At 66.2% G+C, this 14,157-nt stretch carries 9 protein-coding genes and 1 pseudogene; 6 read left to right on the forward strand and 4 right to left on the reverse strand.

All coding sequences use genetic code 11. The annotated features are described in order from the left end of the window. Positions 1–4 precede the first annotated feature (4 nt). Complete coding sequence (locus RWE79_RS31110) at positions 5–172, reverse strand: hypothetical protein (RefSeq protein WP_475943407.1); 168 nt, start codon at positions 170–172, stop codon at positions 5–7. Between the two features lie 812 nt (positions 173–984). Here RWE79_RS31110 and RWE79_RS31115 point away from each other — a divergent pair. Both RWE79_RS31115 and RWE79_RS31120 read left to right on the forward strand, forming a co-directional pair. Then, on the forward strand, positions 985–1,791 hold the full coding sequence (locus RWE79_RS31115; RefSeq protein ID WP_475943408.1) for a DUF559 domain-containing protein: 807 nt from the start codon (positions 985–987) through the stop codon (positions 1,789–1,791). Positions 1,792–2,275: 484 nt separating this feature from the next. Next, a pseudogene (locus RWE79_RS31120) lies at positions 2,276–2,640 on the forward strand (transposase); the annotation flags it as partial. Between the two features lie 12 nt (positions 2,641–2,652). On the opposite strand, the gene RWE79_RS31125 reads toward RWE79_RS31120, so the two are convergent. The 3 genes from RWE79_RS31125 to RWE79_RS31135 all read right to left on the reverse strand — a co-directional run bounded on the left by RWE79_RS31125 (position 2,653) and on the right by RWE79_RS31135 (position 4,651). Then, on the reverse strand, positions 2,653–2,832 hold the full coding sequence (locus RWE79_RS31125; protein WP_475943409.1) for a transposase: 180 nt from the start codon (positions 2,830–2,832) through the stop codon (positions 2,653–2,655). A gap of 75 nt (positions 2,833–2,907) precedes the next feature. After that, positions 2,908–3,156, reverse strand: coding sequence for a transposase (locus RWE79_RS31130; protein ID WP_475943410.1), 249 nt, complete (start codon positions 3,154–3,156; stop codon positions 2,908–2,910). Positions 3,157–3,208: 52 nt separating this feature from the next. After that, a complete protein-coding gene (locus RWE79_RS31135; protein WP_475946201.1) occupies positions 3,209–4,651 on the reverse strand; it encodes an NF041680 family putative transposase in 1,443 nt (480 codons plus the stop codon). 359 nt (positions 4,652–5,010) lie between these two features. Between RWE79_RS31135 and RWE79_RS31140 the strand changes: the two genes are divergently transcribed. The 4 genes from RWE79_RS31140 to RWE79_RS31155 are packed head-to-tail and all read left to right on the forward strand — an operon-like array spanning position 5,011 to position 14,143. Beyond that, on the forward strand, positions 5,011–8,343 hold the full coding sequence (locus tag RWE79_RS31140; protein ID WP_475943411.1) for a helicase-related protein: 3,333 nt from the start codon (positions 5,011–5,013) through the stop codon (positions 8,341–8,343). After that, positions 8,340–10,151, forward strand: a complete 1,812-nt coding sequence (locus RWE79_RS31145) for a hypothetical protein (RefSeq protein WP_475943412.1) — start codon at positions 8,340–8,342, stop codon at positions 10,149–10,151. The genes RWE79_RS31140 and RWE79_RS31145 overlap by 4 nt, the downstream gene beginning before the upstream one ends. Positions 10,152–10,161: 10 nt before the next feature. Beyond that, on the forward strand, positions 10,162–11,091 hold the full coding sequence (locus tag RWE79_RS31150; protein WP_475943413.1) for a hypothetical protein: 930 nt from the start codon (positions 10,162–10,164) through the stop codon (positions 11,089–11,091). 55 nt (positions 11,092–11,146) lie between these two features. Further along, positions 11,147–14,143, forward strand: a complete 2,997-nt coding sequence (locus tag RWE79_RS31155; RefSeq protein ID WP_475943414.1) for a DUF499 domain-containing protein — start codon at positions 11,147–11,149, stop codon at positions 14,141–14,143. Positions 14,144–14,157: the final 14 nt, after the last annotated feature.

Here is a 14,157-nt window from a genome sequence, read left to right on the forward strand (position 1 = left end):
CACATCACTCGGATTCTCGGAAACGTTCCATGGCCCACTGGGCGCAGCTGGCCGCCCACCGGTAAGCCGGGTTGCCTGTCGCGAGCGCGACCACCGAGAAGAACACCTGCAGGATTCGCAGCCGGTTCACAATCCGTTCGCGGCGCGCCAACTTGACCTCAGCTTTGGCCATTTCCCGCTCCTTTCGTCGGATCTCCTCGGTGGATTCGTCGAGAGGACGGTCGGATTCCGGGGAAGATGGCATGGCTGAGGCCCTTCGGGAGTCGCGGCCGTACGTCGACCCATCGGCCAACAGACGTCCCGCATCGGCACACTAGGAACAGGAAGCATCTTGGCATCAGGAAGCTGAGGAGCGACATGCTTATCCGGTACATACTCGCTTCGAGTGAAGAGGCGTACTATTGTTCCTATTGAGAGACGGCGAGCTCACGCTCTAATGGTGCGGTTAGCAAAAACAAGTTGCCGGTCGGCATGCCGCGCGCGGAGGTGCCGAACTCGCGAATGATGGGCTTCGAACAAATAAGCTGGATTGACGAATTGGCGATTCAGCGCTAAGGAGCCCGGTGTGCCAGCTAAGTCGCTTATTGCAGGTGAATCTGATGGCGACGAGCATGACCAGTACGCCCCCTCCCCGAGTGCGGGCCGCCGTGCAAGTCGAGCAGCAGGTCCAGACCGTGCACCCGCCATCTCTCGACGAGGCCCAGCCGCGTGAGAGCTTCAAGGATCTGGTGCAGGCAATACGTCGACGTCGTCCCGCACCAACGCGACGGCCGCACCATCCGGTAACGGACGTGATCAAACCCCGGACGGACAGACCACCCCTGTCGTACCGTCACACCACAGACCAGCGCCAACCCGCCCGGGAGCTCCAATGCCGTCCATCTATCTCGCCGGAAAGATCGGCCCAGGCGACTGGCGTTACGACCTGATCGGCTACCGGCTCCGCGGAGCCTGGGAGGTCGACGATGACCACCCCTCCGAGCCGTGGCCCGTCCTGAAGCGAGCGTTCTTGGCCTCTTCGACTACGTTGGCCCGTACTTCGTCAGCGACGACCACGGCTGTGGACACGGCCCCAATACCCACGGTTGCGGCAACGACGGTGCTGTTCCCTGTTTCACCTACGAAAACCTGCCCAAGAGGAATCAGGTACGGGAACTCTGCCTCTCGGCCATCGACACAGCAGACATCGTGTTCGCCTGGCTCGACGACCTCACTGCCTACGGCACGCTCGTCGAGATCGGCTACGCCAAGGGGCGCGGCAAGACCATTGTCATCGCAGCGCCCGAGACACCCCAGACCTTCGGATGGTTGTCGGAGGCCAGCGAAGTTGGTATCGGGATCGTGGACAGCGCCATCAACGATCTGTGGTTCGCCTTCTCTTGCGCCTCCAGCACCATCGTCGCCGCGACTCCCCTTGAAGCCCTCAAGGAGGTTGTGCGCTTATCCCCCAACCTTGAGTCCCCTATTGAGCAGGCGTTCTGGGGAGCCTACGTGCAACAGACGCCACGTGAGTTGAACGGCCTGGAGGCTCAGCACCCAGTCTTCGGCGGTCGGTACCGCATCGACTTCGCTCTGCCCAAACAGAAGATCGGCATCGAAATCGACGGGTACGCATGGCACTCCAGTCCCGAAGCCTTCACCCGAGACCGGGCCAGGCAGCGCGAACTCGAACTCGACGGCTGGCGGATCGTGCGCTTCAGCGGCTCGGAGATCAACAAGGATGCCGCCGACTGCGTCCGTCAGGCCGCGGCATTCGCCGCCAGCATCGAACGCGACCGACCAACCCCCTGAAGATGCGGGACGGCAGGGTCGTCGCCACAGAGCCACGCCGTGTCACCAAGAAGACCAGCGTGTTCCCCTACGCCGAAAAGCCTGGACAAGGCGAGCCTCTAAGGTTGATACGTCGCGTTGGCGGAGTCCACGGCTTCAGCCTTGCGTGCGGTGGCGAAGAGAGCCCTGCCGGCACTGAACGGGTCGTGGGTCGTGGGCAGCCAGGGGTGGGTCGCCCGTGCGGCGGCCAGTCGCCTGCACTCTTCCTGGGCTGCGAGCAACCGCTGTCGGTCTGCGTGCGTGATGTCGATTCGTCCCGCTGTGATGTCTGCTCCCGCTGGGAGGGTGTCGGCGAGTGCTTTCAGGTGCTGAAGGGCGGAGTCCAGCGCCAGCCTCGCCGCCACTACATCGCCGGGTCCCAGCCGTCCGGGCGGCGGCTCCTTCGACAGCCAGTCGGAGGCATCGATGGGATCGCCACTGTCGCGGGGACGCGCGAGTGCCGTGCGAATCCCGGTGTCCTCGCTTGCTCGACGTGGTGGGGGTCGGTCCGGACACGGCCGTCGCCTTGCTGATCACGGTGGGGGACAACCCGGAACGCCTGGACATTGAGGCGTCCTTCGCTGCCCCTGCGCGGGGTCAGTCCTGTCGAGCGTTCCTCGGGCCGCCGGCAGTTCTGTCGCCTCAACCGTGGTGGCGATCGTCAGGCAATGCCGCGCTCATCGCATCGTGTTCACCCGCCTGCGGGTCGACCCGCGCACTCAGGACTACTACGAGCGCCGGATCAAGGAGGGCAAGACCCGGCGCGAAATCGTCCGTTGCCTCAAACGCTATGCTGCTCTGGAGGTCTTCCACCTGGTCAAACAGCTATAGCTAGGACCCCGCTTATAGGGGCTGTCCGTCCGCGACGACCTGGACGGTCAGGAGCAGGCCCAGGGTGTCGGTGACGATGAATCTCTTGCGGCCCTTCACTTTCTTGCCCGCGTTGAAGCCTCTGGTGGCCGCGGGGACCATGTCGGCCGTGCGGACGGACTGCGAGTCGATCTGGCCCGCGCTCGGCTCCACGTCGCGGTCGTCAGCTTTACGGACCTTGCCGCGCAGGGCGTCGAGAATGTGCTCGACGGTGCCGTCGTCGTGCCGTCAGGTGAAATATCCAGTACATCGTCTGCCACGGGCGAAGTCCTTCGGCAGCTGCCGCCAGGCACAGCCGGTCCGCACCACGTAGAAGATCGCGTCCACGATCCGCCGCCGCGGATGCTTCTCCCGGCGCCCGCCCTTCGGTCCCACCCATGCCGACGGGGGAAACGGTTTCACCAGCGCCCACTGCGCATCCGTCAGGTCCGACGGATACCCACCCCCACCACCGCTCACAGCGAGCTCAACGAACACCTCAGCAACGGGACACGACAGATCTCAAACACGCTCTCAGCTTGATCTTTATCTACCAGGATCTTCCAGGCTTGCCGATGGCCTTGAGGGTCTCGGGGCGTTTGACAGTCTTGCCGACGTCGTAGCGGGGTGCCCTGCGTTTGTTCTTGGCGCCGGGTGGCCGTCCGGGCCCAGTGCCTGTGGGTTTGGGAACACGGGTCGGGCAGGCGAGGTGAGCGCGGATGTTCCTGAACCCCCGGCGGACCCGGGCCGGGGTGATCCGGTCGGAGGCGGTGGGTTTCTCCCACGGCCGGCGGAGGTCTGCGGCGAGCGGCCGGGCAAGCCGGAGCTGGGTGTGGGCGACGATCAGAATCCAGGTCCAGCGGTCCGCTGCCTCCGGAGTGCGGAGTTTCGGGGTCGTCCAGCCAAGGGTCTGTTTTGCGAACCTGAACGTGTGCTCAAGGTCGAATCTGCGCAGGTAGACCTGCCAGCAACGGTCGATGTCGTCCGGGGCGGCGCCGGTCTTCGAGGACCACAACCACACCGGCGGAGCGTCCCGTACCTTCGACAGATGCTCGACCTTCAGCCGGACCAAGGTGCCTTCGATCAGGGGAAGTTCGCCTTCGTGGTCGAGCCAGGCGGAGCGGTGTGTGAGCCGGGGGTGGACCCGGTCCCATGCCTGGGTTTCGGCTTTCCCGTAGTTCGTGGTCGCGGTGGCGGTGGTGATCGCGGGTTCGGGCCAGGTCTCCGGCTTGGCGAAGCGGAACTCCGGGCCGTGCTTGGGCGGCCGGCCGTTGACGCCGTGCGTCCGCGGTGGCCTCGGCAGGCGCATGACGCGGTCGGAGCGGACGCGGCCGACCATCTCGACGGGCAGGTCCCGCAGCACCCAGGCCAGGCGGGTGACGTCGTAGCCGGCGTCGGCGACGATGGTGATGTCCGGGTCGCCGGGTTTCCACTGGCCCGCAGTGATGAGCCGTTCGACGACGCCTCGCAGCTGGCCGGCGGTGACGGCGGTCGCGTCGTCCGCCGGGCCGAGCCGGACCACGTCCAGGATCGCGGTCCATGACGTGGCGCCGGACTCCAACACGGCGACGAAGGAGTAGGGCCAGCCCGGAATGAACTGCGACGCCGTCTTCGCCCTGCCGTAGACGTGGCAGAACAGCCGCTCGGCCGAGCACGGCGCGTCCGAACGAAGCCACGGTGACACATCGACCGCCAGGACCAGGCGCCCGCCCTCGAAACGCGGCAGCGGCAGCCCGGCCAGCACCGTCCGCAGCCGATCGACGTCGATCCGGCCGCGATTCAGGCCGCCGTACATCGCTCCGTGCCCACGACGATGCTCGGGCAACAGGGTCAGGTCCACCGGGGACTTCACCGCACCGTCCGCACACAGCACCGCGTCCACCAACTCGAACAACTCATCGCGCCGAGCGGTCAGACACTCGTAGAACTCACCCCGGAAGCGTGACGCCTCCGCGAACGCTTCCCGCCGGACAGCATCAGGCAGCAGACTCACCCTCACGGCCTTCGTCTTGGTCACGTGCATTCCTTGGTCGGAACACACGATCAGACGAAGGCCGCCCGCACGTCCGGCGAATCCCCAGGTGAGCGACTCAGTTCGAGGTGCTGTTCGAGGCCGGCAGATAAAGAACAAGCTCAGGGTCCAGTGTCTCCTGTGTGTCGGCATCAAGGGTCAAGGCCCTTTTCACCTCCCTGCGATCTGGCTCAACTTGGTCGTGACAAGGCCCCCAGACTATGCAAGACACCGATGACGCAAGTTGTACCTGCCACGCTTACCTAGGCCCATGTATTGGAAACCCGCAGGTCGTGCGGTAACTTGACGGTTCGCTAGTCGGCCGGGTTGGGGAACCGCAGGTGGCCGAGGGGGAGGGACCGGGACATGTCTTGTCCACGTCCAGTGAGTTGGCATGTGGCCATTCTCGGCAGATGGATATCAGTAAGCCTCGGGGCAGACGCGTAAGCATGCAGCCCCAAGGCTTATTCAACCGCGGCCAGAGAGTAAGAGTCCGAGTCGCCGGCGTGCCGGAGTTCGCCACGATCCGCTTCGCGCTGCCCGGTGATGAGTCCGGTTCATGGGACCTCATCCTCGTCGATGACGACGACCGACGCCACGAGGTGAATCTGGCGCCTGGAGACACCGAGACCGTGCGGCCTCTCGTTAAGGACGGCAAGGCCGACTCGGCTCGCGTACTGGCCGCCATGTGGACGCAATGGATGAATGCTGCGGCGACCAACGCCGAGTCCAGCGCAATGGCGGCTACGCCGCTGAAGCCGTACGCGCACCAGACCACTGCCGTTTACGGAGCGATGCTTCCGCAGCCCCTGCTGCGCTTCCTCCTGGCCGACGAACCGGGCACCGGCAAGACGATCATGGCGGGCCTGTACCTCCGTGAGATGCAGCGACTCGGCCTGATCAAGCGGGCGATCATCGTCTGCCCAGCAAACCTCGCCACCAAGTGGGTGGACGACTTCCAGAGGCTCTTGGGCGGCGGACTGCGTCAGCTCACCTCGGCCACGGTGCGTGAGGACGCCCTGAACTCCAACGACCTGTGGGTGGTCTCTCTCGAGCTCGCAGCGGTGAACCCCGCCGTGCAGGACGCGATACGCCCGGACAAGGCCGGCTGGGATCTGGTCGTCTTCGACGAGGCCCACCGGTTGACGCCGACTGCTGCCGGCTTCCACCAGGTTGGACGGCTTCTGGCCAAGAACACCCCGCGGGCACTGCTGATGACGGCAACACCGCACCGGGGCAAGGAGTGGCTCTTCCGACACCTGCTGCACTTGGTCGACCCCGAGATCTACCCGGATCCGGGTAGCGACCCCAACGTCGAGCTCAGTGCACTGCGTCCCGGGCCTATCCACTTCCTGCGGCGGATGAAGGAGGACTTGGTCGACTACGACGGCACGACCCGGTTGTTCAAGGGGCGCACCGCGCACAACCACCGTGTCCCGCTGTCGCAGACCGAGTACGGCTTCTATCAGGCTGCGCTCGACATGGTCGACCGGTTCTTCCCTCCCGTGGCGCAGCCGCTTGCCCGAATGGTCTACGGCAAGCGAGCAGCCTCCAGCCTCTACGCGCTGGCCGAGACCCTGCGGCGGCGTCACGAGCACATGGGGGTGATGAGCGAGGCGGAGGCGGCGCTCATCGCCGATCGCGAGGACCACGGTGACGAGGCCGAGGTCGATGAGGCGAAGGTGATTCACACGGTCTCGGCCTCGACCAGGGCTGAGCGGACCGCGATCAACGGCCTGGTGCAGCAGATCGAGGCAACGATCACTGATCCCCGCTGGCAGCCGTCAAAGTGGAAGCGGCTCACCGACGACTGTCTGGCCGCCCACGGCATCCTGCCGGGAAACAGTGAGCAGGCCGTTATCTTCACCGAGTACGCGGACTCGGCCGAGTGGATCGCCCGGCGGCTCCAGGCCGAGGGGTACTCCGCCGAGCTGTACTCCGGCCGTCAGAGCAAGGCCGAGCGCGACGAGACCCGCAAGTCCTTCATGCGTGCAGAGTTCCAGGTCATCGTCACCACCGACGCTGGCAACGAGGGCATCGACCTGCAGGCCGCGCATGTACTGGTGAATTACGACATCCCGTGGTCCCTGGTGCGCCTCGAACAGCGGATGGGACGCATCCACCGCGTCGGTCAGCAGCGTGACGTCTACCTGTACAACCTGGTCGCCACGGACACTCGGGAAGGCGCGACCCTGCTCCGTCTCCTGGACAACTTCGTCACGGCCGCGAACGAGCTGCGCGGCCAGATGTTCGACAGTCTGTCGGCCGTCGCAGAGATCACGGGTGTCGACTATGACAAGTGGCTGTCGGACCTCTACGGCAACGACGAGGTGAAGAAGCAGCAGGCCATCGACGCAGCCCAGGCAGTCCAGGCCCAGGAACTCACCCGGGCGGCCCGGAAGGTACGGGACAACGAGCGCCGCCTCGCCAGCCAGGTGGACGCGGTCGCCGCACTGACGTTGCTCCAGCGCGACCTGTTCGCACGCATCAACCCCGCCATCGTCGAGGCATACCTCGACCGACTCGCAGCCGCCGGCGTGCTGGAGTCCGCACCGACCGCGGCCGGCCCCGGGTTCCGGCGGCTTACCTTGAACGGCAACACCGGCTTTCCTGCCACCCTGGGCGGACAGCGCGAAGTTCACGTCGCGACCAGCGGCGACGCCGTACGCAACGCCTCCGAGAGCATTGACGTCGGAGACACCATCACCCTCGGCCCCGGCGAGCCCGGCTTCAGCGACCTGATCCACATGGCTGAGCACACCCTGGCCGAAGACCTGTACCAGTCTGGTGCCGCAGCCGACCCCACCAGCCTCACTCCGTACGACCTGTACGCGTACGAGGCGACGATGACGGAGAGCAACGGCAAGCGCGCCAGCGTGTGGGCCACCCTGATCAAGGTGGACGACAGCGGCAACGCCCGGCCGGTCCGGTGGGAGTCCCTGGCCAACCTTGTCCCCACCAACCAGTACGGCGGTGAACCACACCCTGCCCGGGAGGGCCACGCGCTCACAGCGGCCCGCGAAGTGGCCGCCACGACCGTCGCAGAGCACCGAAAGGTGCGCGCCGACTGGTTCGCACAGGCCCGCCGCGACCTGAACAACCTGCCCCTGAGTCTGACGGACCGGATCGAGGACCGCGCTGCCCGCCTTGAGCTGCGGCATCGGCTTCAGGCCCAGACCGCCCAGCGGCTCCAGGAACTGCAGCGGCTCGCGGACGTGCATCTGACCGAACCGAAGCAGATAGGTCGGATCCGCGTCCTGGCCACAGCGGACACCCGCGTTCAGGCTGAGGTCGATGCCGAGCTCGTCTCCATGCGACACGTCCAGCAGCTTCTCGAGGACGACGGCTGGACAGTGGCCGACGTCCACACCGAGGGCCGCGGATACGACCTGGAGGCCCACCGCAACAGCCAGGTCCGCCACGTCGAGGTTAAGGGCGTGCTCGGCAGCGCGGCCAGCGACGGCATCCGCATGACCGGCAACGAAGTCCTCATTGCGACCCAGCACCGCAAGGAGTACTGGCTCTACGTCATCGACCACTGCGCCGACGGCAAAGGCCGCTTCTTCGGCGCCTACCAGGACCCCGCCACCCTCTTCGCGAACGTCATGACCGGGAACGCGGTGTTCCGCGTCCCCGGCAGCAGCCTCAAGAACGCCCCCGGGAGCAACGCATGACCCGAATGATCGAACGCTGGTTCCCCTGTGCCGAGGTATCGGCGAACAGCTCAGCAGGATGGGGCAGCGGGTCGACGGAGATCGGGCTGTTCCCGTGGTTCGCGAAACGTCCTGTCGCCCAGGCGAAGGCAGCGGTCGTCTGCTCGCTGCTGCCCTGGCCCGAGGACGAGGCAGAACAGCAGCGCCTTCAAGAGCTGGTGCAGCAGGGCATGTCCGGACGCTACGGCGCCTGGCAACTGCTCCACGATGAGATCCTGAAAGCCAACCCTGAGGGTGCGTCGGTCCTGGACCCGTTCAGTGGCCGCGGCATGATCCCGCTGGAAGCAGGCCGGCTCGGGCTGGAGGCCCACGGCGTCGACTACAGCCCGGTCGCGGTGCTGGCCAGCACGCTCCTCACCGACTTCCCCTTCCGGGACTGGTCCCAGGAACCGCGTCTGCCCTTCGCCGAGGAGAGCAACGCCCTCTACGACGACCGACCCCGGCTGCTCGTCGACGTTCGCGCCACCCTTGATGAGGTGGGCCGTCGGTGGACTGCAGCAATGTCGGACTACTACCCCGAGGTCAACGGCAAGCAGCCATGGGGGTACCTGTGGGCCATCGCCATCCCCTGCCAGGAGTGCGGCAACCGCTTCCCCCTGACCGGTTCGTACGAGCTGCGGCGACCGGGTAAGAAGCGAGGCAGCAAGAGTGCTCCGCCCGTGATCGACCCTGGCCAGTCGTTCTACATAGAAGCCGACCCGGCTACAGGCACGTGCGCGACGGTTGTGCACGAGGGTCCTCCGAGGCGTACCCCCACGCTGACGCGTGCTCGCACAGCCGAGGGCCGCACCTTGGCGGGAAAGTCGGCGATCTGCCCGTTCTGTAGCCATGTGCACCCGCTCGACGTGCATCGGCGGCTCACCGACGAAGGGCGCGCCACGGACATGCTGCTCGTGGTGGCCGATCACTCGGACGGCAGCGGGAAGGAGTACCGGGAGCCCACCGAAGTGGAACTCGCTGCTGTCGCCGCAGTGCCAGCGGCACTACGCGATCTGTCCGATCCGAGTCCCTTCCTGAGTGCCGTGCCCGACGAACGGATCGCACCGGGCAACAACAACATCATCGGACCATCGATCTACGGGGCGCGCACCTACGGGGACTTCATGTGCGATCGGCAGACCTTGGCCTTCGCCATGCTCGCCCAGTCCATCTCTGCGGTAGCCGACGAACTCATGAACAAGGTAGGGGTGAGCCCTGACTACGCGCGGGCGCTGAGCGGATACGCCGGGTCGGTCGTGGCTCGGAAGCTTCGCCGCGCTACCCGCGGTTGCACGATCGACATCAGTCGCGCAGGGGTTCACGACATCTACGCCAATCAGGGATCAATCACCTTCTCCCAGGACTTCTTCGAGGTGGGGATCGGCACCGGCGCCGGCTCGTGGTCGTCGTTGTGCAAGAGCAGCATGTCGACGCTCTCGAACCTGATGACCGACATCCAAGGAGCACCAGTCAGCGTGACCCGGGGGTCGGCGACCGCCCTGGGCCTGCGGGATAAATCCATCACTGCCGTGGTGACCGACCCGCCGTACGACGAGATGCTCGCGTACGCCGACTCCTCCGATCTGATCTACGCGTGGCTGAAGCGTGCCCTGCACAACACCTGGCCCGAGTTGGTGATCACGTCCGACGAGTACGGCTGCCAGGAAAAGCATGAAGAGATCATCGTCAAGCGGGTCCGGGGAGAGGCACCCAACGAGCATCGAACGCGCGAGCATTACGACACCAAGATCGCCGAGGGCGTTCGGCGAGATGCGTCGAGTGGTCCGTGACGACGGTCTGGTGACCATCGTGTTCGGGTCCGGAGACCCGGAGGTCTGGCAGCGTCTGCTCACGGCCATCGAGCAGGCCGGCTTGGTGATGACCGGGTCTTGGCCTGCGAACACCGAGGCTGGCAGCCACCAGGGCAAGGCGAACATCGAGACCACGTTGACCATGACGTGCCGTCCGAAGGCGCCCGGGCGATCTCCCGGGCGCAAGGGGGCGGTCGAGGCCGAGATCAGGGCTGAGATCAAGCGGCGCTACCCGGACTGGGAGCGGTGGGGATTGGCCCCGGCCGACATGCTGATGGCGGCTGCGGGGCCGGCCATGGAGGTTGTCGGCCGGTACAGCGAGATCCTCGACGCCAAGGGCGAACCGGTCGACATCTACACGTTTCTGCCGTTGGCCCGAGCCGCGGTCCAGGAGGCGATGGCGGTCGAGATCGACCACCAGCCGCTGGAGACCTTCGACGCTCGCACGCGGTTCGCGCTGTGGTGGGTGACGCTGTACAACCGTCAGGCTCGGGGGAAGTCCGAGCTGCGCTGGCAGGCTCTGGCCGCCACGCTCGACCTGGCGGCGATCCGCGACCTGGTGCCCGACGCGGACGGGGGTGTCCGGTTCGTGGCATCCCGCGACTTCAAGGGCAAGATCAACGCGGATTCGACGGTCATCGACATCGCCCTCGCGCTCACAGCGGCCTCGGAGGATGGCCTGCAGGCCATGGGCCAGGTGCTCGCGGCTGCGCAGCATTCGGCCGACGACACCTTCCTGTGGTCCGCCATCCAGTTCCTCGCGGACCGGCTGCCCAACAACGACCCGGACTCCGTCCGCTTCACCCGGGTGCTACGCAACCGGGCCGGCGTCGTCGGAGCCGCCGAGTCCATCTCCGCGAGCGCCCTCGACAACCCTCAGCTCGAACTTATCGATGACGACGAGTTGCGGCGCTTGTGATGACGATCCGCAGCACCCCGGCGACCTTTGTGTCCAGCAGCCCAGGAGAGCAGCAGTGACGACCAGCGTGACGCCTTGGTGGAAGGCGCTCAAGCTCCGCAAGGAGATCCTCAACGCCTCCGGGCAGATCGACGACGTACAGATGTCGCTGTTCCGGGCCGTTCACGCGACCGGATCCGATCGCCCGCCCTACGCCGACGCGGGCTACTACGGGGACATCACGCACCCGACCGAATTGCTCATCGACCTGCTCACCGAGGTCGCGGTGCGTATCGGTGGCGGTGACGACTACTTGAAGGCCCGAGCGGTAACCCGGCTCGCCCAGGGCATGGGCGGCGGTAAGTCGCACGCGTGCATCGGCGCCTATCACCTGGCCGCCAATCCAGCGGCACTGCTGGGTACCGAACTCGGCCAGAAGGTCGCTGAGCGGGCACAGGCCAGGATCGGGCATCCGCTGACCGACGACCTCGGGCGTCCGCACGTCGTCGTGCTGCCCTGCGACAACATGACCCCGGGCGCCGGCGTGCAGGAGCTCGACGGCCCCGCCGTCACCCTCTACGAGCGTTTCCTGTGGCGCGTGTTCTCCAAGGACTACACCCTCTACGAACGCTATCGGCCTTTCTGGAGCGACAAGCACAAGATCGCTGAGGCCATCAGTGCGGTGAACCGGCCCGTGCTGATCATCGTCGATGAAGTGCTCGACTACATCGGCAACGGACTGGACGGCGCGAACAAGACCGACCTGGCGGCGCAGGACATGGCGTTCCTGCGGGCAGTGCTCGATGTCGTCAACGATGTCCCTCACGTCGCGATGCTGGTCGTGATGATCGCCCCCGACGTCGACAAGACCTCACTGTCCGGCGCTGCGCAGGGCCGCCGTGATGACTTGAATAGCCAGCTCGACCGCAACGGCCTGCCGACCACTGTGACCGGCGTGGGCGACTTCGCCGACATCCTCCGCCGGCGGTTGTTCGACGCCGAGCCCGCCGGGGAGGTCCTTGCTGCGACTGCCGCACTGCACGAGAAAGTGCTGATGGACAAGGCGTGGGCGAAGCAGGTCTGGGACCCGATCAATGCCACCTGGCGTCGCAACTGGCGCACGGAGATGGCGACGTGCTACCCGTTCCACCCCATGCTCATCAAGCTGGCGCAGGACGAGTGGGGCAAGATCACCGGATTCCAGCGGGTACGGTCCACGATCCGCATCTTCGCTGCCACGGTCTACGCCCTCCAGCAACGCGGCAAGGCCGGCGAGTGGGTGCCGGCCCTCATAGGCCCCGGAGACCTGCCGCTGTCGGACAACACCGTCCGAGAGGCGCTCCTGGGCAGCGGTCTGGTGGAGGACGACCGGACCATCGCCAATTACCGGAGCCTGGCCGAGATCGAAGTCGTCAACCACGACGCCTCATCCGGGGCCGCGCGCCGCCAGGACCTCGAACGCCCGTCGAGCACCTGGTCCTCGCACAACCCCCGCGCGGCCGAACGAGCGGCCACCTTCATCTTCCTGGCCAGCGTCGTCGGCACCCTGCGGCCGGGGCGAGGCCGCGGGGCCAGTGCTCCCGAGGTCAAGGCGGCCACCAGCGTCCCGGAGACTACCTACACGATCACCGACGCCGACGGCGTCGTCGACGAGCTGGTCAACCCGAACCGAGGGATGAGCGCACTCGACATCACGCCTGGACAGGGCAACAACAAGCCGGCCCGCTACTTCCTGTCCACCCGGCTCACCCACCGCATGCTGGTCAAGAACATCCGGCGGACCATCACCGACACGGAGCGCGACCAGGTCCTCTTCGACTTCGCGAAGAGGCTGACCAGCAGCGGACCGTTCCGTGACGTGAAATACGTCTCGGCGGACCTCCAGCGCAGCGCCGCCGACGTCCTCGCCACGGCCGGGCTGGACACCGCCCACACCATCCGGCTCATCGTGCTCGACCCCGCGCAGTTCAGTCTGCGCAACGGCATGGAGAAGCCGACCCTCGAGGCGCTCAACGTCGCCATGGGACTCGGGCAAGGTTCTCAGCAGCTTCCCGTCCAATGGGCCAGCAGCGCGGTCTACGCCGTGGTGAACACGCAGCAGCGAGCCCTGGCACGCAACCTGGCGGTGGAGTACCTGGCCAGGCAAAAGGCTCTGCAGGCGCCCGAGATTCAGAACGACGACGAGCTCAAGACCATCGGGGCGAAGGAGCTCAGCGAGGCCAAGACCCAGCTGGAGAGGCAGATCAAGCGGGCTTACCAGCATGTCGCCTTCCTGGCGCAGCCCGACCCGGATCGAGAGCGGTACCTGGACCAGCTCACGTTCGACAAGGACAACATCACGGCCCTCGACGGCTTACTCGTCTGGAAGGGTCTCGCCAACCGGGACAAGGTCTTCGACACCGGCCAGTTCAGCGCCAAGGCCCTCCTGCACAACCTCCGCGACAACGACTACGGCAAGACCCTCTCCGACATCCGGGCCGCCTTCTACAGTGCCCCCCGGCTGCCACTACTGTACGGCGGCGACCGCGATCTTCAGCAGGCGATCTTCGACGCCGTAGGCCAAGGGCTGCTGAGCATCGTCGACGGAACGGGAACCGAGGTGGCAGTCACGGCTCCCGGCCAGGTCAATCTCGCGAGCACGGGCCTGCGCCTGGCCAAACCGCAGGCCAAGACATGCTCCACGTGCGACCAGCCGGCCCACGAAGGCCCGTGCGCCGGGGGTGTCGGCGACACCGCGGGTGGTGCCTCGTCACCCGTGTCCGCAGGGCCGGTGGGTGATGCGGCCGAGACCCGTCCGCAGCCGGCTGGCGGTGAGGAGCCGGATAGCTCACCGAAGCCGGTACCCGTCAAGGAGCGGCAGGTTGCCTTCTCCTTCACCAAGAACCTTCTGGCCAACGCTGACAGCGCCGACGGCTTCGCCGCGCTCTTCCGGGCGTTCTACATGACCCTGGACGAGAGGCAGATCAGCTACCTGCAGGGCACCCTCCAGTTGGTGATGCAGGCTGACGCGGCAGAGGAAATCCAGCAGCACCTTGAAGAACTCGGCATAAACGGGACGTTCAAGGAGATCTGACAGGCCACCTGCCA

The organism is Streptomyces sp. RLA131, assembly GCF_056270125.1.